This is a genomic window from Neobacillus niacini (assembly GCF_019749295.1).
Lineage (GTDB): Bacteria > Bacillota > Bacilli > Bacillales > Cytobacillaceae > Neobacillus > Neobacillus niacini_D.
In genome coordinates this window covers 1-23,233 of the sequence record NZ_JACWFG010000036.1, presented here as the reverse complement: position 1 = coordinate 23,233, position 23,233 = coordinate 1, and the positions used below count along the sequence as shown (strand labels likewise).

21 protein-coding genes are annotated in these 23,233 nt (G+C 39.8%); 4 read left to right on the top strand and 17 right to left on the bottom strand.

The genetic code is table 11. The annotated features are described in order from the left end of the window. A partial coding sequence (locus tag H0184_RS27310; RefSeq protein ID WP_221831151.1) for a hypothetical protein occupies nucleotides 1-245 on the top strand: 245 nt, incomplete at its 5' end. A 20-nt stretch (nucleotides 246-265) separates the two neighbouring features. Here the strand turns inward: H0184_RS27310 and H0184_RS27305 are convergent. From H0184_RS27305 to H0184_RS27290, 4 genes are all read right to left on the bottom strand, one after another. Beyond that, entirely contained in the window at nucleotides 266-817 is a 552-nt protein-coding gene (locus tag H0184_RS27305; RefSeq protein WP_221831149.1) for an aromatic-ring-hydroxylating dioxygenase subunit beta, read from the bottom strand. Continuing rightward, nucleotides 817-2,181 (bottom strand): aromatic ring-hydroxylating oxygenase subunit alpha, encoded by a 1,365-nt coding sequence (locus H0184_RS27300; RefSeq protein WP_221831147.1) that lies wholly within the window; start codon nucleotides 2,179-2,181, stop codon nucleotides 817-819. Before H0184_RS27300 ends, H0184_RS27305 begins: the two co-directional genes overlap by 1 nt. 290 nt (nucleotides 2,182-2,471) lie before the next feature. Beyond that, nucleotides 2,472-3,110, bottom strand: a complete 639-nt coding sequence (locus H0184_RS27295; RefSeq protein ID WP_260631822.1) for an SPASM domain-containing protein — start codon at nucleotides 3,108-3,110, stop codon at nucleotides 2,472-2,474. Between the two features lie 46 nt (nucleotides 3,111-3,156). Continuing rightward, nucleotides 3,157-4,401, bottom strand: coding sequence for an acyl-CoA dehydrogenase family protein (locus H0184_RS27290; RefSeq protein WP_221831144.1), 1,245 nt, complete (start codon nucleotides 4,399-4,401; stop codon nucleotides 3,157-3,159). A gap of 398 nt (nucleotides 4,402-4,799) precedes the next feature. Between H0184_RS27290 and H0184_RS27285 the strand changes: the two genes are divergently transcribed. Continuing rightward, nucleotides 4,800-5,882, top strand: a complete 1,083-nt coding sequence (locus H0184_RS27285; RefSeq protein ID WP_221831141.1) for a phosphatidylglycerol lysyltransferase domain-containing protein — start codon at nucleotides 4,800-4,802, stop codon at nucleotides 5,880-5,882. Between the two features lie 17 nt (nucleotides 5,883-5,899). Next, complete coding sequence (locus H0184_RS28145; protein ID WP_396953627.1) at nucleotides 5,900-6,217, top strand: GtrA family protein; 318 nt, start codon at nucleotides 5,900-5,902, stop codon at nucleotides 6,215-6,217. 240 nt (nucleotides 6,218-6,457) lie between these two features. Here the strand turns inward: H0184_RS28145 and H0184_RS27275 are convergent, their stop codons facing one another. The 7 genes from H0184_RS27275 to H0184_RS27245 form a co-directional block, all read right to left on the bottom strand. Then, nucleotides 6,458-7,930 carry an aldehyde dehydrogenase gene (locus H0184_RS27275; RefSeq protein WP_221831129.1) on the bottom strand — a complete coding sequence of 491 codons (1,473 nt, stop codon included), beginning with the start codon at nucleotides 7,928-7,930 and terminating at the stop codon, nucleotides 6,458-6,460. After that, the gene (locus H0184_RS27270; protein ID WP_221831127.1) at nucleotides 7,927-8,127 is read right to left on the bottom strand and encodes a tautomerase family protein; all 201 of its coding nucleotides are present in this window, start codon (nucleotides 8,125-8,127) and stop codon (nucleotides 7,927-7,929) included. The genes H0184_RS27275 and H0184_RS27270 overlap by 4 nt, the downstream gene beginning before the upstream one ends. Before the next feature lie 25 nt (nucleotides 8,128-8,152). Then, the gene (locus H0184_RS27265; protein WP_221831125.1) at nucleotides 8,153-8,944 is read right to left on the bottom strand and encodes a 2-keto-4-pentenoate hydratase; all 792 of its coding nucleotides are present in this window, start codon (nucleotides 8,942-8,944) and stop codon (nucleotides 8,153-8,155) included. Nucleotides 8,945-9,350: 406 nt separating this feature from the next. Next, complete coding sequence (locus tag H0184_RS27260; RefSeq protein WP_221831123.1) at nucleotides 9,351-10,130, bottom strand: 2-keto-4-pentenoate hydratase; 780 nt, start codon at nucleotides 10,128-10,130, stop codon at nucleotides 9,351-9,353. Nucleotides 10,131-10,154: 24 nt separating this feature from the next. After that, nucleotides 10,155-11,168 (bottom strand): 4-hydroxy-2-oxovalerate aldolase, encoded by a 1,014-nt coding sequence (gene dmpG, locus H0184_RS27255; protein WP_221831121.1) that lies wholly within the window; start codon nucleotides 11,166-11,168, stop codon nucleotides 10,155-10,157. Continuing rightward, the gene (locus tag H0184_RS27250; RefSeq protein ID WP_221831119.1) at nucleotides 11,165-12,076 is read right to left on the bottom strand and encodes an acetaldehyde dehydrogenase (acetylating); all 912 of its coding nucleotides are present in this window, start codon (nucleotides 12,074-12,076) and stop codon (nucleotides 11,165-11,167) included. The genes dmpG and H0184_RS27250 overlap by 4 nt, the downstream gene beginning before the upstream one ends. A gap of 34 nt (nucleotides 12,077-12,110) precedes the next feature. Continuing rightward, nucleotides 12,111-13,106 carry a catechol 2,3-dioxygenase gene (locus tag H0184_RS27245; RefSeq protein WP_313771838.1) on the bottom strand — a complete coding sequence of 332 codons (996 nt, stop codon included), beginning with the start codon at nucleotides 13,104-13,106 and terminating at the stop codon, nucleotides 12,111-12,113. Nucleotides 13,107-13,340: 234 nt separating this feature from the next. On the opposite strand from H0184_RS27245, the gene H0184_RS27240 reads away from it, so the two are divergent. After that, complete coding sequence (locus H0184_RS27240; RefSeq protein WP_221831117.1) at nucleotides 13,341-14,114, top strand: IclR family transcriptional regulator; 774 nt, start codon at nucleotides 13,341-13,343, stop codon at nucleotides 14,112-14,114. Between the two features lie 6 nt (nucleotides 14,115-14,120). On the opposite strand, the gene H0184_RS27235 is transcribed toward H0184_RS27240, so the two are convergent. From H0184_RS27235 to H0184_RS27210, 6 genes are all read right to left on the bottom strand, one after another. Further along, a complete protein-coding gene (locus H0184_RS27235) occupies nucleotides 14,121-14,993 on the bottom strand; it encodes an FAD synthetase family protein (RefSeq protein WP_221831116.1) in 873 nt (290 codons plus the stop codon). Between the two features lie 77 nt (nucleotides 14,994-15,070). After that, complete coding sequence (locus tag H0184_RS27230; protein ID WP_221831114.1) at nucleotides 15,071-16,060, bottom strand: catechol 2,3-dioxygenase; 990 nt, start codon at nucleotides 16,058-16,060, stop codon at nucleotides 15,071-15,073. Between the two features lie 36 nt (nucleotides 16,061-16,096). Beyond that, nucleotides 16,097-16,579 carry a flavin reductase family protein gene (locus H0184_RS27225; RefSeq protein ID WP_221831112.1) on the bottom strand — a complete coding sequence of 161 codons (483 nt, stop codon included), beginning with the start codon at nucleotides 16,577-16,579 and terminating at the stop codon, nucleotides 16,097-16,099. A gap of 21 nt (nucleotides 16,580-16,600) precedes the next feature. Then, the gene (locus tag H0184_RS27220; protein WP_221831110.1) at nucleotides 16,601-18,112 is read right to left on the bottom strand and encodes a 4-hydroxyphenylacetate 3-hydroxylase family protein; all 1,512 of its coding nucleotides are present in this window, start codon (nucleotides 18,110-18,112) and stop codon (nucleotides 16,601-16,603) included. Between the two features lie 229 nt (nucleotides 18,113-18,341). Continuing rightward, on the bottom strand, nucleotides 18,342-20,225 hold the full coding sequence (locus H0184_RS27215; RefSeq protein ID WP_221831108.1) for a XylR N-terminal domain-containing protein: 1,884 nt from the start codon (nucleotides 20,223-20,225) through the stop codon (nucleotides 18,342-18,344). A gap of 703 nt (nucleotides 20,226-20,928) precedes the next feature. Next, the gene (locus tag H0184_RS27210; RefSeq protein WP_221831092.1) at nucleotides 20,929-22,614 is read right to left on the bottom strand and encodes a hypothetical protein; all 1,686 of its coding nucleotides are present in this window, start codon (nucleotides 22,612-22,614) and stop codon (nucleotides 20,929-20,931) included. Between the last annotated feature and the right edge of the window lie 619 nt (nucleotides 22,615-23,233).

Sequence of the window (23,233 nt, the reverse complement as noted above, 5' to 3'; positions counted from 1 at the left end):
AAAATATTGACAAACTATTAGCTGGTTTAGTTGAAGAAGGACTTGTACTCAATACGGCACTGAAGTTACCATTAGTTTTGGCACTCTTTTTTAATTGCACCATACTTATTGTTGTACTTATTGTCCAACATAAAAATGACGTATGCCAATTCATACGTCATTTCTTGTGTCAATTATTAAAAAAGTATCTGAAACCGGAACCCTTTTTACCAATCTCATGTCCTTTTGCCGTTTATTCGTCTTGAAGTTAATAAACTGCTCTCTGCTACAAAAACATACTTAAATTGATGGTGCCTAATACAGTTTGATCAGGATAGATAATACGTGAGGCAAGCCTCCATTCCCCATTTTCTTTTCGGATTACATCCTCTCTGCAACCAAACAACTCTTCAGAAGTAAGCGCAGAACCCCGGTTCCGTTTAAAAAGGAAGTTGCTTCGAACGAAATACTCCTCGTTTCCTTCGTCATTCATGACCCCTTTTTCAATTAAAATATTTGAAATAAAGTGACGTTGGCGCGGTCCTGAGATTTCAGCCCATGCAGAAGAGGTAGAATCTAACCGCTTCACTCTTGTAATCAGAGATTGCTTTGTTTCCTCAAAATAACGTGACTTATAATCAATATTTGGAATATCGTGTTTGCCTTCAGTTGTAATTCTTGCAGGCATTTGATAGACAATATCCTCAGCTAGTAAGTCCAGCCAACCACGATAATTGCGACTATCCAATAAATGGGCTTCACGGTAGAGAAACTGAGTAATTTCTATCTGGACCTCATAGCTGATGGTTAAGGTTTTTACCGCTTCTTGTTGATTCATTATCGCACCTCCTCTTTGACAGGTGATTCTGCAAGCAGAAGATCAATCCATTTTTTATGCATACTTCGCGATAATGTATCTAAGAAACAAAGCGGGTACGCGACACCTGGACCAGGAAAGTCTTCATTTGGCTGAACACGATCCATTCCCATCAAATAATTTAGGAAACTGTTATAACTTAAATCTTTATTCTGAGCCATGATTCCATTACTTGCTTGAGTCACCCGGCTCCAAATCTCAGCGTCATCCTGTTCAAGAAGCCCTGAAGGACCAAACGTCCCTAGAAAGGTTACATAAGATTTTTCTTTGTATTCTTCTGGAGCATCTTTATCAATCAGGTGCCAGCTCCAAACCTCTACTTTATCTGGTGCTAATGGTCTCCATACCCTAAAATTCAAAAAGTTGTATAACCCAGGTTCGGAATCAAGCAGAGGAAGACTAAATTGTAAAAATCCTAGATTCGGATATACTCCGCCAACAAAAAAGGTATCTTTCACCATATCATTTTGAGCTTCGTTTAAATTCTTTTGAAACATTGGCCACATCGATTCTGGCATTCCTTGGTATGGAATCGGCGATACCCCCGTATCATCGAATTGGACTAGATTAATTCCATGACCATTGTCTAAAACGACTTGATGCCCATGCCCTGGGAAGAACGGATCATTTGGAGCAATTCCTAGTTCTTTTGACGATTTATGGGTAAATTGAACATGGTAAGGGTCTGACTCAAAGTTCTCGGCTGTTACTTTCCAGTTCGCTTCCACTACGTACCTCTGTGGTGATCCCTGAACCTCCATTCCTCCATCACTTCTGCCCAACATCATGTCTAAATACCATTTCATATTGCCAAGATAATCACTAAGCGATTCCGCATTTGGATCTAAGTTCCCGAAAATCATTCCTTGGTAGCTATCGACATTAGGTACTGGACGAAGATTCCAATCTTCTTTGTTCATCTCTTCGCCGTAAACTTTATTTCCAACAGCAATTCCAACAAGCCCTCCTTCGTTGTTATACGTCCAGCCGTGGAATGGACAGGTAAAGGATTTTTGTTTACCGGAGTCAGCTGTACATAACAGTGTCCCTCGGTGGGTACAGGAATTAAGGAATGCTTTAATTTCACCAGACTTTGTTTTCGTAAGGAGGATAGGGTCGTTGGCAATCCAGCGAGTTACGTAGGAACCGGGCTCTTTCAGTTCCGATTCATGAGCCAAAAACTGCCACGTTTTACCAAAGACCTGTTTAATTTCTAAGTCATACATATCACGATCAGCAAGCACCCATTGTGGCAAGACTCCATCCTTAAGTTTCTCCTTCAAATTCAGTAGTGTTTCCTTTGTGATTCCACTGTGTCTCTCCATCCTATTACCTCCTATACTTTCTATTGTTAAGCGCTTTCATATTTGTCAACTAGACTTTTCAATGATGCTTATACCTTTATGGACTACTATAAACTCAATCTTCCTATAAGAGAATATAGATGTCCCTTTATGTGGGACAGAAATAAAAAATATTTGAATATTCTATTTATTTTTTATAAAAAAAACCATCATGACAGACATACCTAAATGGCTGAAATGATGATTATCGTTAGTCAAGTAGAATGTTAATTAATGGATAATTCCATTAGTCGTTCTTAAGCGGCTTCAAATCAGTTTCTTACTACCAATGGCCCTTTGATCACCTGCATGATATCTGAAGCTGGCAGGTTGTGTTCGAGTAATTGGACGATGACTTTCATGTAACGGTGGATATGAGAGAAATATTTTTTATAGCCCGCACATAGATAATTTAAACCCGGCTCACCGTCTTCAGATACTAGAAATCGGTGCTTCGGGCATTCACCATGACAAGCAAAGCGTACTTCACAGCTTTGACATTGCTTTGTCAAGCTATCTCTTTTCGCGTTTCCAAATTCCTTCTGTCCTGTAGAACTCATCATTTTCTTTAAAGAATCCCTGGAGATATTTCCGAGTTTATATTCTGGGTACATGAAATGATCACATGAGTAAACGTCCCCTGTGTGTTCGATGATCCCTGCATTTCCGCACGTCTCTGAAAACAAACAGATGGGAGAAGGAAGACCGAGCCAAGCAGCAAGTGCCCATTCAAAGTTCATCACATGAACTTTCCCAACATCCTTGCGAACCCATTCCTCAAATACTTCAATCAGAAAATCACCGTATTGCTCGGGGCCAACCGTCCACGGTGAAACAGCCTTCTGTACTTCCGATTGAGTCAATGATGGCGGTGTTGCATGGCGAAGCCCTAACTTTTCGTCTTTGAACAACTGATAGATTACGCTGAGTGATTGTGATTGTCATCACATTGCTGCATCAGCCTGTAAACTCTTTCCCAAATACCTGCCTTGCAATAATGACTTTTTGGATTTCGTTCGTGCCTTCGTAAATCTCAGCGATTTTACTATCTCGATAGATTTCCGCGACTTTGTAGGTGGACCCATCCGCACCAAGTTCATTCATAAAGCCATACCCACCAAATGCTTGAACAGCCTCGCGAGCGATGTCACCGGCAATCTGTGTCGCATAATACTTGGCCATTGCCAATTCTGGTTCAGGGAATTCAAGACCTTCATCTCGTCTACGCGCAGCTTTATAGGTTAAATTCCGTGCATTTTCAATCGCCGTCAGCCAATCAACGATTTTAAACTGCCAATATTGGAATTGACCAAGTTTCTTTCCAAATGCTTCACGCCTTTTAAAATATTCAACGACTTCATCAAGAGCTGACTGCGCCATTCCCACTCCTGTGGCTGCGATTCCAATTCTGCCAAATGTTAAGGTAGCAAGGGCAATTCGCAGTCCCCGACCCTCATCACCTAATCGGTTTTCATCGCCGACTACTACATTGTTAAAGTAAATATCAGCCGTCAGCTGTCCTTTATTCCCTATTTTTTTATCGGGTTCACCCACTTTTACTCCAGGTGCATCCAAATCTACTACAAATTCAGTTATGCCATCACCCGTTCGACATAGTAACGCCACATAGCTTGCCACCGGTGAATTAGAAATAAATCTCTTTCTTCCATTAATAATCCATTTGTCTCCAGATTTTTCAGCCGTAGTGGTAACAGTACGAACACTTAAATCTGTGCTAGCATCAGGTTCAGTCGTTGCAAAACTTCCGATTTTTTCCCCTTTAATTAACGGTTTCAAATATTTATCTTTGATGTAATCTGATCCATACGTCAGTGCATTTCCACATAACATACACTGAACATCAAAGATAGCCGCTAAACTATTGCTGGCATACGCTAATTCTTCCATCGCAACAATGGTCCCACTCACTGGGTACTCTAGCCCTCTACCGCCTACTTCTTTCGAAAATGGAATTCCTAGGATTCCACTTTTCCCCATCTTTTCAATCAATTCAAAGGGGAAATTATTTTTGTCTTCTGTACGTGCCCCAATTTCATGGGCTAACGGCATGACCTCTTTATTAACATACTCTCTAACTTCCATTCTTATTTTCTGCGTTTCTTCTGACATAATCATATCATGATAAATTTTTGGCATTAATCTTTCGGGCAAATTAACTTTCGTTATTAATTTTTCAGCCAAGATAAATCACTCCTTTTTTCTTAATTTATATTATTAACCCTTAAAAATTTCCAATCTGATACCTTTTTCTATAAGTATCGTAAGCTATCATTCTCGTACCTACAACAGCACTGTCCCTATATAAGGGACAGCATGAATAAATTTCATCTTGAGACCATGGGGACGGTTCTTTTGGTCTAGCCTTGAGAATCCATTCTATGGAAGTTTAATATTTTTTCCGCTGATATAATGAGCGTAATCAAAATAAAGTGCCAGTCACGATCCATAAAAATGGAAGGTTCCTGGCACTTTTCTTGCCCATTTAGTTATCTATTAAATCCATAATAATTCAATATTATCAATTATCCTTACATATGTTATCATGTAATAGTTGATTTTTTTTCAGGAGGAAACCTTTCATGCTTGATGTGAATACATCCTTAATTAAAAAACAAAGTGAGAAGATGAATTTACCACCTTGTAAAAATGAGCACCAATATGATCAATTGACTTCTTTTTTAAAAGAAAATGGAGGAAATCATGTTTCTCATCTAATTTTCATAAAAGACAAAGAAATTTTTTGGACGAAAGAGCGAGATGTTTTAATTGTATATAAACGCATTGGTAATAAATTGATGGTGTTAGGTGATCCAATTGGAGATGAAGCAAAAATACAGGAAGCAATAAAAAAATTCTGTGAATATAGCATTAACGAGGGTTTTAAACCTATTTTCTATCAAATAAGCCCACAGTATATGCAATACTACCATGATTCAGGGTTTCGCTTTCTAAAGGTTGGTGAAGAGGGATTAGTGAAACTCCAAAAATTTTCTTTAGAAGGAAAACAAGGAGCAAAATTACGAACAAGGTTGAATAAATTTACGCGAAATTCCTATACATTTAGCGTAGTCCACCCTCCTTATTCCAATCAACTTCTTTCCGAAATAAAGCATATCTCAGATTCATGGTTAGGCAATCAGAAAGAAAAAGGTTTTTCAGTAGTCTCTTTTAGCAAAGAATATGTATCGCGTTTCCCTTTAGCACTTTTACAAAACCCTGCTGGAGATATCATCGCTTTTGCGACTTTAGCAACCAATTATAAAAATACTATAACCATTAACCTAATGAGGAAGAATTCAGATAGTCCTCATGGAACAATGGATGTTTTATTTATCCATATTTTTCAATGGGCAAAAAATAACGGTTATCAAACCTGCAGTTTAGGGATGACACCCTTATCAAATGTAGGAAGCTGCAAGCATTCTTTTACTGGTGAAAAACTTATTCGGTTTGCCTATCTTTACGGGAATTCCATGTATAATTTTAAAGGTCTAAAAGAATTTAAGAGTAAGTTTACTTCAAATTGGGAACCGAAATATTTAGCCTACAAAAAAACGTTACTCCCAGTTACTCTTTTCCAATTGCTTTTCCTAATCAACCATAAACGAAGTCCGAAAAGTAATTCATTCATACATTCTATAACAAAATGGCATTTTGAATAATCAAATGAGAGGCTGTAATGATGCTCGTAAGTAAAGAACTATTTCATAGATTTATAAAATACAGTGTTGTGGGCTGCCTAAGCATACTCATTTATTTTCTTTCCGTTTTCGTTTTGGTAGAACTTTTGGGCAAAAATCCTATTTTGGGATCAACACTTTCCTTTGTCATCATGACTTTTATTTCATTTCTATTAAATAGAAAGTTTACCTTTGGGAGCGACTTCTCTTACCAAAAATTTTTGCGCTTTCTCGCTGTTTCAGCTATTGGTTTTACATTGAATTTTTTTATTATGTATTTAGTAGTAAATATCTTGTCTCTTCATTATACAATATGAGAATTGGTAACAACGTTAATCATTCCAATCATTAATTTTGTATTGAATAATTATTGGACCTTTAAATAAGAAAGTTTGAAAGCTGGAAAACTCTCAAATTTCTCCGAATTTCCCGTAACAACTTAAAGTGCCAGGCACCATCTAAATAAATAGATGGGACTTGGCACTTTTTCTATTAATCGAAAACTTTTGTACCTTTCATAAACCCTTTTAGCAGGAAAATTTTATCCTTTCAATCTACTATTTCAAAGCAATACAAACATTTTTCGCTTCTGTGAAAAATTCCATGCTGTGATGGCCGCCTTCTCGTCCGACGCCACTCTTCTTGAAACCGCCGAATGGAGCACGGAGGTCACGAACAAACCAGCAGTTTACCCAAATTGTACCGGCACGGACGGAATGTGAAATCCGGTGAGCGCGCTGAAGATTTTCTGTCCAAACGACACCGTTCAATCCGTATTCTGTATCATTGGCAATGCGAAGGGCTTCTTCTTCCGTATCAAAAGGAATGATTGTCACGATTGGGCCAAAAATTTCTTCTTGGCAAATGCGGGACTTTGGATTTTCTTGAAGATAAACAGTAGGCTCTAAATAGTAGCCATCTTGTAAGTACTCCGGTAAATTTGGGCGTTTTCCACCACAAATTAACGTGGCATTTTCTTCTTTGGCAATCTCAAGATAACTTGTTACCTTTTTATAATGCTCTTCACTCACTACTGGTCCCATTTTCGTTTCCACATTTTGTGGATCGCCGACTTTTAGTTCTGTTGCGGCTTTCTTAAATCTCTCAAGGAACTCATCTAAGATACTGCGTTGTACCAATATTCTTGAGCCTGCAAGACAGACTTGACCGGAATTCATGAACGCTGCATGAATCGAAACCGGAATCGCTTTATCAAGATTGGCATCTTCGAACACAATATTTGCCGCTTTTCCGCCTAATTCAAAAGAAACCTTCTTTAATGTGTCAGCACCGCTCTTCATAATTCTCTTTCCTGTAGCGGTTGAGCCGGTAAAGGAAACAAGATCTACTTCAGGATGAGTGGTAAGAGCCGTCCCAACCACGCCGCCTAGACCATGTACCACATTCACTACGCCATCTGGTATTCCTGCTTCCTTCGCTATTTCTCCAAGAAGTGATACAGATAGCGGAGTCATTTCAGCTGGTTTAATAACAGCTGTGTTACCCGCTGCAAGACAAGGGCCAAGTTTCCAAGTGGTAAGCATAAACGGAACATTCCAAGGTGTAATGAGGGCTGCTACTCCCACTGGTTCGTAGCGAGTATAGTTTAAATACTCTTCGCCCATTGGATACACTTCTCCGCCTTGCTGTTCCACAAAATCAGCAAAGAATTTGATATTGTTGGCAGCACGTGGTACCTCATGATGGGCCGTGGAGTGATAAGGTTTTCCAACATCGGTCGCATCTAAGCGGGCGATTTCTTCTTTCCGTTCAAGGATGATTTCAGACATTCGACGAAGCTTTGCACAACGCTCCGCTACAGTCATCGTTCTCCACGGGCCATTCTCAAAAGCGTCCCGCGCTATCCGGCAGGCACGATTCACATCCTCTGGTGAGGCTTCACTGACCTTGGCAATGACCTCCTGTGTAGCAGGGTTTTTCACTTCAAACGTAGCCCCAGTGCTTGCTTGTACATATTCTCCGTTTATATAAAGACCTACTTCTCTAACGCCAGTCTGAACGTTTGTCATTTTGAAACCTCATTTCTCTTTTTAACTGATTCGCCTGCGATGCCCCAATGTTCTGGCTCTAGTTCATAAATCATCACACGGACACTTTGTATGGGAGCATCTAACACATCTGATACCAGGTCAGATACTTCTCTGATTAATCGTTCCTTTTTTTCAGGTGTTCTGCCTTTAAGTATATTAATCTGAATAAATGGCATAAATACCTCTCCCTTCGCTTTGAAGTTATTCCGTAAATACGGCCTCAACACTGCCTATACCATCAAAGCCAGCGGTGAAATAGTCACCCGCTTCAATTTTTAGCGCCGCAGATAAGGAACCGCTTAATACGACTTCTCCTGGTTGAATACTCTGACCCACTTTGTACAACCGATTGGCTAACCAAGCAATGGCTCTCGCAGGATGGCCCATAACTGCCGCACCCGCTCCTGTTGCAACAACTTCTCCGTTTTGCCTAAATACCATTCCCATCAATTTCAAATCGAAATCCTTCGGTGAATAGAATCTTTCGCCAATTATAAAGCGGGAAGACGATGAGTTATCTGCCACCGCATCGGGTAAGGTAAAGCTAAACCCATGGAAACGGCTGTCAATGATTTCAACTGCAGGCGCAATATATTGGGTTGCATTCAGGACATCCGCTACGGTTACATGGGGACCTTTTAATTCTTTATTAAAAATAAAGGCAATTTCCGGCTCCAGTTTGGCATGAATGAAAGGGGCAAGGGAAATCTTTTCCCCTTCAAACAGCTGCATGCTTTCAAGCAAAACGCCGTAAGATGGCTCATGAACACCCATCATCTCTTGTTTCGCTTTGCTCGTTAACCCCAGTTTTCGGCCGATTCTTTTTGTTTTCTCTTCTTTGCACTTCATGTCGACTAAGCGTTCTTGTACTTGGTAAGCTAAGTTTTCATCCAGTTCAGGATAGGCGTCCACAAACTTCCCTAAGGCTTTCTTCTCTTTTTCCGCCAGGTAAAGTTCATAAGCTATTTGATCGATTACATCTGTTTTAATCATGTTATCACCCAGTTTCTTTTTGATTTCCCATTGATCAGTGCGGGTTCAAAGCCCTCCGCCGATCAAGGTTCTCGTTTATTCTTAGGCTTTGTTAAAGTCTGATGTTGAATATTCATGCGCAAATCTTTATGAAGGACAAATCTCTCTGGGCAATCCTCTGATTTGTCTTTCATCACATCTATGAAGGACAAATCTCTTTGAGAAATTCTCTGATTTGTCTTTCATCACCCCTATGAAGGACAAATCTCTCTGAACAACCTTCTGATTTGTCTTTCATCAACCTTATGAAGGACAAATCTCTCTGGGGAACCCTCTGATTTGTCTTTCATCAACCTTATGAGGACAAATCTCAATTTGGGACCAGCTTATTTGTCCTTCATCGACCACTATACCGAACGATGAAATGCTATCTTTTAAAAGATGCCGTGACTGAACCAATATGAGCAAACTCTGCCGTAAAGGTATCATTTTCCTTCACTTCAATCGCACTGGTTAAAGCACCTGAAAGAATGATTTCCCCTGCTTTAAGGGAGACATCGTACTTCCCTAATGAATTCGCCAGCCATGCAACCGAACGAAGTGGATTTCCTAGGACAGCTGCCCCTGCTCCTGAATCAATCATTTCTCCGTTTCGATAAGCGACCATGCCAATATGAGTGAGATCTAATCCATCTAGCTTTGTCGGTTTCCCGCCAATAATCGCACAGGCGGAAGATCCATTGTCCGCGACTGTATCTTCAAACTTGATCTTCCAATCTTCAATCCTGCTATCAATCACTTCAATGGCCGGAACAACATAATCTGTAGCCTCAATGACATCCAGAATGGAAACATGCGGTCCTTTTAAATCCTTTTTTAAAATAAACGCAATCTCAAATTCTACCTTTGGTTGAATATATTTTTCTAGTGAAATAGTTTCGCCTTCGACCACCATCATATCGTCTAATAAATGACCATAATCTGGCTGATTGACACCAAACATGTTTTGAATCGCTTTGCTAGTGGCGCCAATTTTTTTCCCAACGATAATTCCGCCATTGGCAACTTTTCTACGTATCATCTCTAACTGTGTATGATATGCTTCATCGACGGTAATCCCTGGATAGGAAACCGTTAACGGCTCGATTACCTGCTTTGTTTCTTCTGCCTCTAATAAGCGAGTTGCAGCTTCTTGAATGATTGACACATCTGTTTCCTCCTAAACGTAAAACTATACTGTTATCCCTTTTCTCTCTGCTAGTTCAAGTGCAACATCTAAAATCCAATCCTCTTGGCCCGCAACGGTTTGCCTTTTACCAAGCTCTTCCATAATTTCGGATACCCCGACACCAAACTTTTCAGCAGCGTGCTTCACATGTAATAAAAAGCTGTTATACACCCCGGCATACCCACTTGAAAGGTTACCGCGATCAATCACAATTGGAGACTGCATGAGTGGTGCTACTTTTTCCTCTGCGGCATCCATTAATTTCGCCAGGTTGATTCCAGTTTCGATGTTCATTTTATTTAGTACCGCCACAAGAACTTCCGTTGGGGCATTTCCTGCACCCGCTCCTAATCCTCTTAACGTTCCATCTATTTGATCGGCACCCGCCTCAAGGGCTGTTACGGTATTGCCAATGGACAAACCAAGGTTATTATGAGCGTGGAACCCAACTTGAATCGACAAGTTTTCTTTTAGTGCAGACACTCTTTCACGAACGCCGCTTTGGACAAGTGCACCAGCAGAATCAACTACATACACACAATCTGCTCCATAGGATTCCATCAGCATTGCCTGCTCCACAAGTACACTGGCAGGCTGCGTATGGGACATCATGAGGAAACCAACTGTTTCAAGACCTAATTCTTTCGCTAAGCGGAAGTACTGCTCCGTCACATCTGCTTCCGTACAATGAACAGCAATCCGAATCACCGAAATGCCTAGTTCAGCCGCTTCTCTTAACTCCTTGCTCGTTCCAATCCCCGGAACAAATAAAGAGGCAATTTTTGCTTGCTTCGCTGTTTCAACCGCCGCTTTAATCAAGTCATATTCAGAATGAGTAGAGAACCCTTGCTGAATCGTCGACCCGTTTAATCCAGAACCATGGCTCACTTCAATAACAGGTACACCGGCTTCATCTAACTCTTTTACAATGGCTCTTACCTGTTCAGGTGTATAACTATGGCTTACGGCATGATCGCCGTCTCGTAAGGTTGTATCTGTCAGTCTGGGAATCTTCATTGTGTTACCTCCTTCGCAGAAAGATAATGTGCGGCATAGACTTCCCCGACTCGGTATGCGGAAGCGGTCATGATATCTAAATTACCAGCATAGGTAGGGAAGAAATCTCCTGCTCCAATTACTTCATTCATAATCACAACGGTTGGCAGGCGGCCCCAAGGTGTTTCACGATAATCTACAAATGGCGTACCTTTCAAACGATACCCTGGAACATAGCTTGAAATCTCCGCTGCAATCGATTGAACCGACTCAATAACTGCTGCTTCATCAAATTCTTCTTTTATCACTGCATAGACAGAATTCGTCATATTAATCGGCGGCTGCGCTGGGTTAAATACAGGAATGGCTCTCGCAATTTTCGCACCGCCAATCTGCTCCACCGCATTTGCTGTTGTTCGCACAAACTCATCGACATTTTGTCTTGTTCCTGGTCCAATTGAAAGACTTGCCGCAGTTGCTATTACTTCTGCATAATGAACAGGTACTACACGGTTGACGGCGTGAACAAGTGGTGTTGTCGCCTGGCCGCCGCAAGAAATTAAGTTAACATTCATGGCTTCAAGATGATCATGTAAATTAACGGTTGGTACAACAAACGGTCCCACCGCTGCCGGTGTCATATCAACGGCTAATTTCCCCTGGTCTCGTAGTGCCTGCGCATTTAGCTTATGGGCTTTCGCACTGGTAGCATCAAACACAATCTTGATCTCTGGATCTTCTAAAATCGCATGTATTCCATGATGGCTTACGGCAATTCCCTTTTCTTTTGCTCTCGCTAGTCCTTCAGAATTCGGGTCAATACCTGACACCAAGTCTAACTCCATGTTTCCATCATTTTTCAAAATTTTATACATCAAGTCTGTTCCAATATTTCCAGATCCTAATATCGCTGCTTTTACTTTTGACAAGATCCTTACACCCCTCTTTCTAGTAATCAATGAATTAAGGTTTTACCACTTCTTTTTCAACTGCTTCACTAGCTGTTAATGGTGTTCCCTGCGTCCACCAGGAAACTGGGAATTCAGTTCCAATCCACGTATCGCCGTTGCCGGGAACGTCCTTCATATCCCAAATTACTGGTTTCCACGCTGGATCTGTAATAATATAGCCTGCATCTCCGAATAATTCGATGCGGTTACCGCCTGGTTCAATCACATACATACAGAAAGCTTGGGAAACTCCATGCTTATTCGGTGGAACTTCAATTTTAAAATCATGATCTTTCAAGAGATCAGCCACGTCATAAAGGTTTTGCGGAATGCCATACCAGTAGCAAAGATGATGAAGCTTTCCTTTTACGCCGTTTGGCTCCTGCATATATGCAATTTCGTGGACTAGATTGGATACGCTGATCCAGCTTCCAAGGACATGTCCGTTATCCTGAATTTGTTCTCTTAAACGGAAGCCAAGATTGTCGATTAAAAAGTTTGTATCGGCTCCAGGATTGGAAGTCATTAGATTGATATGATCTAAGCGGCGAACCGGCACACCGCGGTCCGGGCGTTTAGATGGGCGATTTAATAGTTTTGAGCGCTGCTCTTCTGAAACATTGTAATACTCCACGTCCCAAAGAATTTCCATTAAATGACCATCAGGAGTAGTAAATTGATAGGCTTTCCCATGACCGATATCTCCGTCGATCCAGCCTTTGCCTAAGCCCGTCTTTTCAATCTCTTCTACACGGCGTTCTAGTGCTTGCGGAGATGTTGCACGCCAAGCAACATGACCAACGCCAGCTTCTTTTGATTCAGTGATTTTTAATGTATTGTGGTAAAAATCCTCATAAGCACGAAGATAAACGGAGCCTCCAGAACGAGCGGTTACTTCCATTCCTAGAAATCTAGTAAAAAATTCAACAGATTGTTCTAATTTTGGAGAAAGAATCTCCACGTGTGCGAGTTGTGCTACATCAAAAATAGGTTCTTTAAACATAGTCATGATATTTCCTCCAAGTTTTATAGTTTTGTAAAATAAGAGTAAACTTTATTGACGAAATATACTGAAAGGTGATACCGTTTTCATTACAATCGGCATCAAATTCTTTTTCATTTGTCGAAAACCTGTTGTATGATTCAATCTTAAAGGGTTACAATGATACTCACAACGACATCGTCCCTTTATGCGGGACACTTTCGCAAATTTTTATATTATTTTTCATATTCGGAGGAAAATATGATACAAGAACAAGAAAAACTGCTCTCATCTGTAAAAAATGCGATTAAAATTTTGCGTGCCTTTAAAATGGATCAACCGCAAAAAGGAGTACGTGAGCTTGCGAATGAGCTGGGTTTAGGAAAAAGCAGCGTCCAGCGAATTCTTGCAACCCTTGCATCCGAAGGGTTAGTAAAAAAAAATAAAGAGACCAATAAATTTGAGTTAGGTCTCTCCGTGGTTGAATTGAGCTCCATTGTCCTAGGCAACATCGATCTGCATACAGAATCACGACCGATTCTTACCGACCTTGCCAATAAATGCGGTGAAACCGCCCACCTTGCAATCTTAGATGGGAATCATGTGGTCTATTTAGACAAAGTCGAAAGTAAAACTTCGAATAAAGTACCCTCTCATTTAGGATTACATAATTATGCTCACTGTACGAGTTCAGGAAAACTTCTTCTTGCCCATAGCGGAAACCACTTGGTCGATTTGGTGATTCAAAATGGTCTCGATCCGATCACACATAACACCATCACAGACCCAGTTGTGTTTCGGGAAGAGTTGAAAACAATCTTAAAGAACGGCTATTCCGTTAGTGTAGATGAATATACGCTTGGACGAACATCCGTGTCAGCACCAGTAAGAGATCATACCGGAAAAGTGATTGCTGCTATTAATCTAGTAGGACCCACCTCACGAATCTCCAAACAACGAATTCAGTATTTTGCCAGGGAATTGATCACTTCCGGAAACCTAATTTCCGAGAGACATGGTTACTGGAAAAGATAAATATCCTCATAGACCCACTAAAGAGGAACGTAAAAAGACTTGGCTTGAAATATTTTTGTAAACAACGCATGCAGGCAAAACTTTCCTCCAGGAAAGTCGAACGGTCTCCCCTTCATAGAAAGGAAACACTTTCGATTGGGATGATAGTAAGGTAAGCCTTCCATCACGAACGACCGCGATTTGCGTGGTCGTATCCTGGTGAAGGTTTACAGTAACTTCATACCAGCCTGAAGCAGGCACCAAATAATTCGGATGAAGCGCTACTTCCACGTGTTTTTTACGGAAAGTAATCCTGCCCTCACTTTGATAGTCATTCCCTAAATAAGAAGATATCCTCTCCACTTCACCAGCCAACACCAGCTGACGAATAAGTGTAGAACTGATTTTTTCCCCTGCCCACTCTATTTTCTCCACCTTGATCCCCTCAAGTTTTCCATCTGAATCCCTGAACATAGTATCCATATTGCCTTCTCCCCGGTGTCCATATGTAAAGTCAAATCCAGCTACCACCTGTTTCGCTCCGAAGTCCAAAAGATACGTTTGAACAAATTCCCTTGGAGATAACCCCGCAAATTCCTTGGTAAACTGAATCAAGTAAAAAGTATCTGCCCCTAACTCTTCAAAAATCCTGCGCTTTTCTTTCATTGGCATAAGATAAGGAATGATATTTATCCCGTTCGAAAGGACTTCTTTCGGATGAGGAAAAAAACTCATAATCACTAAAGGGAGATCTTGTTCTTCCGCAGCTCTTTTTGCCTCTCTTATCACCTTCTGATGACCTAAATGCACGCCATCAAAAAATCCTAAAGCCATTACACAGGGCTTTGTTCGTAAAAGAGTTTGTTCGCGGTTGTTGCTCGTCACATGAATGAATTCCAAGATTGCTCCCTCCATTGTTCACAGTATTCTTATCACTTAATGCATTACTCCCGCAAAAAAAGTCGCATATCAATTGATTAAGACTTGACGACTTCATCTGTTTTCACTGGTGTAAGCGGTGTTCCCTGCGTCCACCAAGATACTGGGAATTCAGTTCCAATCCATGTGTCGCCATTACCAGGAACGTCCTTCATATCCCAAATTACTGGCTTCCATGCTGGGTCGGTAATGATATATCCTGCGTCTCCGAATAATTCAATCCGGTTTCCGCCTGGTTCAATCACATACATACAGAACGCTTGGCTGACTCCATGCTTATTCGGTGGAACTTCAATTTTAATACCATGGTCTTTCATCAAATCTGCTACATCGTAAAGGTTTTGAGGAATTCCATACCAGTAGCACAGATGATGCAGCTTACCTTGAACTCCATAAGGCTCTTGCATATAGGCAATTTCATGAACGAGATTGGAAACACTTATCCAGCTGCCGAGGACATGGCCATTATCTTGTATTTGCTCTCTTAATCGAAAACCGAGTGTCTCGAGCATAAAATCCGTATCGGCCCCTGGATTCGAGGTCATGAGATTAATGTGATCCAAGCGGCGAACCGGAACGCCGCGATCCGGGCGTTTGGATGGCCGATTTAATAGTTTCGATCTTTGGCCTTCATCCACTTGGTAATACTCAACGTCCCAAAGAATTTCCATTAAATGACCATCAGGATTTGTGAATTGGTAGGCTCTTCCGTGGCCGATATCTCCATCAATCCAACCTTTGCCTAATCCGGTCTTTTCAATTTCCACTACACGACGTTCTAACGCTTGCGGTGATGTGGCACGCCAAGCAACATGGCCGACTCCCGCCTGTTCTGATTCTGTAAGGATTAACGTATTGTGATAGAAATCTTCATAAGCACGAAGGTAAACGGATTTTCCAGAACGAGCGGTTACCTCCATTCCTAGAAATCTAGTAAAAAATTCAACAGATTCTTCAAGCTTCGGAGAAAGAAGCTCCACGTGAGCAAGCTGGGCTACATCAAAAATGGGTTCCTGGTAAGAAGTCATGGTAATCCTCCTATTAGATATATTAATTGAAATAAACTACTTATTAGCGAGACTTACTTCAGGCGAAAAAGAGCGATATTGACCATTAAAGAACATAAGCGGCTCTCCTTCTTCAAGCTTAATATCGAGGACTCTGCCGATAAATAAGGTATGATCTCCTTCAATATGTTCCTTTACCACTTCGCATGCTACCTGCGCGATGGCTCCTGTTAACACAGGGAGTCCCGCCAAATCATCGAAATCGATTTCCCTTTTTTCCTTTATCTGACCAGCAAAGAGCATCGAGTATTCTTGCTGCTCTCCCGATAAAATATTGACAGCAAATTTTTTACTATTCTTGATTTTTTCTAGCATTTGCGCTCTTTCGCCGATGGAAATCACCACTAGCTTTGGATTAAGAGAGACCGACATGAAGGCATTAGCCGTCATGCCGTGCACCTCTCCTTCTACCTCAGTCGTGATGACCGTAACACCCGTAGCGAACTTCCCCATAGCATGGCGAAATTGACGATCATCCATTTTGTTCCCTCCTATAATGCTTTATGATTTAACCGCTTCTTTTTCTGCAGCATCTGCCCATGTTTTGTTTGTCCAACCCTTAAGGTCATAATCGCTTAATGCAGAATCAACGAATGCTTTTTGCTGATCCGCAGCCCCTGTTGCCTCAAAGTGGAATAATGCTTCCATATTGATGTTTTCATGGTTACCAGCATAGTTGACTTCATATAATTCATGACGGCCGCCAAACTCAGTTCCGATTGTATCCCAAACCATTTTCAATAATTTCACACGTTCTTCTGCACCAATTCCCGTACCGCGATAATACGTGTCTAAGTAAGGTTTTAAATCTTCATTAAGGAAATCCTTCGAACTTGAAGGTAATTGAATTAACCCGCCAGCCACAACTTGCTCAAAGATATTTTTCACCTTTACCCAAGCCAATGGTGCTAACGCGCGATAAGCTGCACTTGAGTATGAGTTTGGAATTACTAAGCCGTTTGGCCCTTTTTCAGGATCTGTTGCCATTGCAGTTGAAAGACCCCAGAACATATTTCGTAATGCGACGACTTCGCCAATCTTTGCCTGAACTCCACGGAAATCCTTCGTACCCGCTCCTTCTGTTGCTTTTAATAGGAGCCCGGTCATAAAATCTAGTTTTACGGCAAGACGTGTACAGCCATGGAAAGTAAAACGCGGAATGAAACCGCTTACTTTTGCGAAATTATTAGATACTTCAATATTTCGGTAAGCCAATACATCTTCCCAAGGGATGAACACGTTATCAAGCACAATCACCGCATCATTCTCATCAAAGCGGCTGGATAACGGATAGTCAAATGGTGTTCCGTTTTTATATGCATTTAACTCGTAGGATTGGCGGCTAATCATGCTGACCCCTTCTGCATTCATCGGCACGAAGAAAATTAGTGCGTGACTATCATCGCCGCCGCCTAAATCTTTTGGTCCATAGTTTGCAACAAAGTTATAATGCGTTAAAGCTGAAGCTGTTCCAACCATTTTGGCACCGCTTACAATAATTCCATCGTCACGCTCTGCAACCGCACGAACAAAGGCATCTTTATTCTCGTGTAAAGGTTTTGAACGATCCACTTGCGGATTGATAATCGTATGGTTAATGAATGGTACTTCCTTTGTTGCTTTTTTGTACCATGCTTTTGCATTGTCTTCAAAGCCTTCATAAAAATGACCAAATGCATTTAAGTGCCCGGTGAAGGATGCTTTATAATCAGGGGTCCTTCCCATAAAACCATAGCTTAACTTTGCCCACTGAGCAATCGCATCTCTAGACTCTAGCAAATCCTGAGAACTGGTAGGAGTTTTGAAAAATTTATGAGTTCTGTCGCCAAATTCAGTTGTAGTTGTTAAGATATCACGTGTAGCTGGATCATGAAGAGCATCGTACATTCTCGCATACGAACGAGCAGCATTCCGATAGGCGGGGTGCGTGGTAACATCTTTAATTTTTTCACCGTTTAAATACACTGCCCTGCCGTCATTAAGACTTTCCAAATATTCTTTACCTGTGTACATTTCTTCAACTCCATTCTTAGACTCTTGCGATTTTTAATGTGATTAATCTGTCCATCACTAGTACTATCATAATTTATCTGAAAATTCGTAACAATAACATCAACTGACAGAAAACACAGTAAATACTATCACTTTGTGCTAGTGACAAAAAAAGCCAGACACCCCACTGATAGATTCTCTGTGGGAAATCTGGCAATTCGTTAGAATAAATATGTTATTTCTTGTTTCATTACTCAGCTTGGATTTTTTTGATTCTTTCATGTTCTATTATCTTCAATGCTTTTAACGCCATCATAAGCTGAAATTGTCTTTGTGGATCTCGTAAATCAATAGCAAGAAGGTCAGTAATTTTGTTGAGACGATAACGAAGTCCACTTTTAGAGAGGGCAAGAGATTCTGCCGTTTGATCCAGGTTTCCACCTTGCTCTAGGAAATGGTAAAGCGTTTCAATCAACTCAAGCTTATTATTATCAAGATTCTCGTAGAGTACCCCAAGGTGATCGCGGATCATTTTCTTGATGGCTTTTTCGTTTTGGTCATTAATCAAGATTCCCAGCAAGCCTAAATCACTAAAAAGAGTGATGGGTTCATCCCTTGAAGATAGCCGCAGTGCTGAAAGTGCTTCTTCCATTGCAACACCTGCTTCAATGATGCTGCTATTTTGCGCGCTTATTCCTGCTAAGAATAAAGCATTTTTTAGTTGTTTCTTTAAAAAGGCTGCTAACGACCGAATTGTTTTTTCCATGTTTTGCTGAGTGACTTGTCTCTCGGTAATTAAAAGAATCAAGCTGTCCGGCTGCTGGCCAATTAGGACATTGAGGTTTGCAACTTCCCGAAAGTAAGCAGAAACCATTTCAAATATTTTTTTATGTATAGTGAATTCCTTTTCATCGCATGTATTTAAAAACTTGTACGTTAACGCCACAATCTGATAGCGAACGGAGAGATCTAACTGAAAATAATCCGCTTTTCTCATGATTTCTTGCTGCGTGTATTTCCCACTAATAATTTCTTCAAGAAAATGACCTTTCACCTGTTCCAACGATTCCACTTCTGTTTTTTCTTTTAGAAACAGCAGAGAGCAAATTGAAGCTAGTCGATCAAGGATCATGGAGTCTATCTCATAATTAGGGGTTCTATCTTGCTCGTAAAGAAAAGAACAATAACCCACCACTTTTCCCATGAGATATACTGGACTAACCAGACTTGTCCCGTTATCAAACGAGAAGATCCCTACTTTAGACTGGCATTGTTTTTTATCTGGTATCTCAGTAAATGTTTTTCTAACCTTTTCAAAGTTCTCTAGATTAATACCCTTATACGCGATGATTTGTTGGCGGCTGTCCTCTACGACTATCGGCAAGTGATGTTGTTTATATAAAATATTGAGAATAGAGTCGATGTTATTTCCTTTAATGAGCTCATTGGTCATCTCATTATAAGTCTTCGAGACGAGTGTGAGATTATTTTTTTCCTGTATAAGCTTTTCATTGGTTTGCTCTAGTTCTTTTAAAATCGGCAATTCTTTACTATATGAAAAGAACTCCTCCGCCTCATCCTTCCATTCCGAAACCAGGCGCCCTTCCCATACACAGCACGGAGCCCCTTGCCCCTGACATTGCAATTCTTTGAAAAAGACGTCAACTCCAACTACACCAGAAATATATCCCGTAGCATAACCAGTCAACGTATAACAAACTGGCCCTTGGCTGATCCCAAAGTTTCTAATATGTTGTTCTGCTTCGTATGAATTTTCCCAAACCCCTTTAAAGCGAAACGATTTAATTTCATTTCCTTCTACTTCAAAGTCTTTTTCCGTAATGGTGGATTTCGTATGTCCTTTTAAGGCATGAATAATCGGACCATATTCGATCTTTTCAAGTAAACTCAAAGAATCTCTTTTCGCTACCTCTTGGGCATCTTCAACTCCCAATTGATAGCCATACTTAAAGAAGAAGGTTTTCATTCGATCAATTCCGATATTTTCAATTAAATCCCGCTGCATCGCCCCAAAAGCCCTAGTCGAAACAAAAACTGCTCGTTCATTGTTGGCAAACCATAATTCATTCTCTTGGCGAATATGTAATAAGTCATTTAGTTCTAATGTTTTCATTCCATTGCTCCCTTGTTTCGAATCTAGATAAGAAAAAAGTACATCTTACCTGCGAGTGAATGAAAGGTGAATCGTGACTTATGCTAATTCCTGGAGATTAATAGTTTCTATTATACTGAAGGATTCACTATATGAAAAGGTTTTCAGATTCGAGTACTAATGGGTAAGGTTTCTGGTTTTACCCAACTCGGGTCGAGTATGGTGAAATTACTGGATATAGATGGAATAGTGCATTCTGGATGTTTTACGGTATTGACCCAAGATGTATTGATACTGTTGCTTGTTACCCTACCCCTACTCTTTACTAAATAGAAAATAAAGGGTTTACTTGTGAGGTACAAAACGGTAAATCGCAGACCAAGTCAAATAGCAAATCACATAAACTTCACAGCATAATTCACAGTATATTTCACAGTCAAATAAAGGGTTCCTTTTTGAGGTGCTTTTCTAAAAATCCGTGCCGAAATGACAGTCGTTTTGAAAACGTTATTGGTATATAAAAAAGCAAAACTCGCCATAATGGCGAGTTTCTTTATTAGGAAATACCTAAACCTTATTTAACAGTGTTCTGTTAGTTTAAGTGAAAATCTTCACAATTTTTTTTACCTTAACAAAATCTAATCCCATAATGTGTAGGGGTATATCAAAATGACGCCTTCTTACTATAAAAAGCGCCCAATCGCTTAACAGAAAAAATCTCTAGTCACTGTTCAATTATATCCGTTCTATTCTTAGTAGTATAATCTGTTTTTAACCAACCTATTGGACTCATATTAACTTTGTTTGCCCCTGCATAGTTTGTAAGTGTTGACACAACACTATTTAAAGGAAGTACATTATAAGTATAAGGTATCTCCTCATAATAATTATATTCGAAGGTAAATGGTTCAGTCGGTGGATTCATTTTACTCATATTTTCACTTCCCACAATATGTGAAGACCATGCCCAATTTCCTATCGTTGATTTGTCATACCATGTAAATCCTTTATTAAATAGATTTTCTCCATTATTGTCCCAACTACTTCCTGTATAAGTTCCATATTTATTTGTTATGTGGGAGTTAACAATTAAATTTCTGTTATAGGCGCTTTGAAATAGCTCAGCCCATTGTTCATCCATGTTTTTAGTATCTAATCCTTGAATCTCAGAACCTGTAATTGGCTCGTTAATGTCATGGAATACACAAGTATCTGCTGCAATAGAGGCTCCATTTCTTGCATTAAGTGCTCGTGACAGAGTATCAGTGCCGAATTCAGCGATAGCACTTACATTTTCTAATACATCATAATGAGTTGAGTTATCAAGGTAACAGTTGTACATATGACCAGTACCTTGACGGATCATTGGTATTCTCTGCCCAATATTGGTATAACGGTTATAGGCAAGGGTTAAACGGATTCTTTGATTGCCATCCTTTATCTCATTTCCACTACTACTCACATAATTCATATAGTCTTTATCTCCTGAACCACTTAAATGCACCTTGCTGTGATAGGCTGCATATGCCATTATCTGCTCTTTGGTCGCACCACCATTGCGCATGTTATAGTATACACTATCGGAATTCAGTTCATTTGAAGCATATTTCCCTTCCATATACTGGATCGATTGATAAATATCACTATCTTCTGGCGGATTTTCATTAGCAGGTAATCCGAATTCAGACCAGGAGATGGTAATATTGGAGCCACCATTCTCTGTATCAATTAATCCATCCGCTGCAATAGAGAATTTACAATGGTCTATCCAAACATTATTTGCACCATTTACTTTAATAAATGTCCAGCCTACTTCCTTATGTTTTCCAGTGTCATCCCATTGCCACATTCCATCAAAATACAAATTCCTTATGACAATATCATTCGTTGAATTTTGTAATTTAAATTCAGCACTCCTAATTGTTTTCCCTTTTTTTGAAAATATAGTTAACCCATCGACATTATTTATATCTAATTGTGAAACACCGGATGAAGCTAACGTCGGATTTGTAAATCCGTTCATAGGATCCCTATATTTTCTTATAAACCGATATTTTTTAGCTTCTTCTGAACTTAAATTTAATGCTTTCCACCCTAGGTTTAGATCTTTCGCCACTTCAATTACTTTCACACTGCCATTTCCAGCATCCAAAATAGCCTGCAAAAACTCTCTTTCAGTTTTAACCTGGCGATAATAAGAAGTATCAATGTAATGGCTTCGGTCATTTACCCCTAATGACGCATAACCAGTTACTGAAAGATAACTATTGTCGTAATCCTTAATATTTCTTGTTGTATTTGGAATAGAATCGATTTCTGCTGCATTTACTAATGCATTTCCCCCAAATAATAACGATGATGTAAAAAAAGATATAACCACTAACCAGATTAGTGCTCTTTTAAATTTCAAAATATTACCTCCCTAATAAAGTTTTACACATATATGTAAGTCTAGATGTAATGCAGCTGCTTCCTAAATAAAAAATCAATCATCTTTTCTTTCCCTAATAACATCACCTCCCTAAAATAATAAAAGGCTTCAAAAAATGATAAAATACAAATATAAATGGACTAGTCAAGACACTTAAATCTACTACTTGGACTTTGTGTTTTCATAAGATAGACCCCTCCACCTTTTGAAAGCGGTTTCGTTTTATGGGATAAAAAAATGGGAGGCAGCTACTAATATATTTGCAGTTTGTAACGAATTTTTATTACCATTATCAATCACTACTTTTCAATGCCAGGTATTCTTACAATAGAAATCATATACAAAAGGCTTTTCAAAATATATAATCAGTTTCTTAGAAATAAGAGAAAAGACTTACTCATTAATATAAAAGGAAACTAAATGAGCATGTTTAATGAGAATGATTATGTCTATAAACCTAATCCATAAGTAATGTGGATAGGTATAGGTCCAAGTCAATGAAAAAAAGATAATGACGATGGTTCAACTAAACTGCCCGTTCGTATTATAAGGTTAGCCAGAATGCTAAATATTTCTGGTTGACCTTATTTTTTATGGT

Excerpts from the sequence above, each read along its gene's own strand:
- H0184_RS28145 (WP_396953627.1), top strand. The coding sequence starts at position 5,900 with ATGATGCTCGTAAGTAAAGAACTATTTCATAGATTTATAAAATACAGT.
- H0184_RS27220 (WP_221831110.1), bottom strand. The coding sequence starts at position 18,112 with ATGTACACAGGTAAAGAATATTTGGAAAGTCTTAATGACGGCAGGGCA.
- H0184_RS27270 (WP_221831127.1), bottom strand. The coding sequence starts at position 8,127 with ATGCCATTTATTCAGATTAATATACTTAAAGGCAGAACACCTGAAAAA.
- H0184_RS27265 (WP_221831125.1), bottom strand. The coding sequence starts at position 8,944 with ATGATTAAAACAGATGTAATCGATCAAATAGCTTATGAACTTTACCTG.
- H0184_RS27215 (WP_221831108.1), bottom strand. The coding sequence starts at position 20,225 with ATGAAAACATTAGAACTAAATGACTTATTACATATTCGCCAAGAGAAT.
- H0184_RS27245 (WP_313771838.1), bottom strand. The coding sequence starts at position 13,106 with ATGACTATGTTTAAAGAACCTATTTTTGATGTAGCACAACTCGCACAC.
- H0184_RS27300 (WP_221831147.1), bottom strand. The coding sequence starts at position 2,181 with ATGGAGAGACACAGTGGAATCACAAAGGAAACACTACTGAATTTGAAG.
- H0184_RS27305 (WP_221831149.1), bottom strand. The coding sequence starts at position 817 with ATGAATCAACAAGAAGCGGTAAAAACCTTAACCATCAGCTATGAGGTC.
- H0184_RS27275 (WP_221831129.1), bottom strand. The coding sequence starts at position 7,930 with ATGACAAACGTTCAGACTGGCGTTAGAGAAGTAGGTCTTTATATAAAC.
- H0184_RS27230 (WP_221831114.1), bottom strand. The coding sequence starts at position 16,060 with ATGACTTCTTACCAGGAACCCATTTTTGATGTAGCCCAGCTTGCTCAC.
- H0184_RS27240 (WP_221831117.1), top strand. The coding sequence starts at position 13,341 with ATGATACAAGAACAAGAAAAACTGCTCTCATCTGTAAAAAATGCGATT.
- H0184_RS27225 (WP_221831112.1), bottom strand. The coding sequence starts at position 16,579 with ATGGATGATCGTCAATTTCGCCATGCTATGGGGAAGTTCGCTACGGGT.
- dmpG (WP_221831121.1), bottom strand. The coding sequence starts at position 11,168 with ATGAAGATTCCCAGACTGACAGATACAACCTTACGAGACGGCGATCAT.
- H0184_RS27285 (WP_221831141.1), top strand. The coding sequence starts at position 4,800 with ATGCTTGATGTGAATACATCCTTAATTAAAAAACAAAGTGAGAAGATG.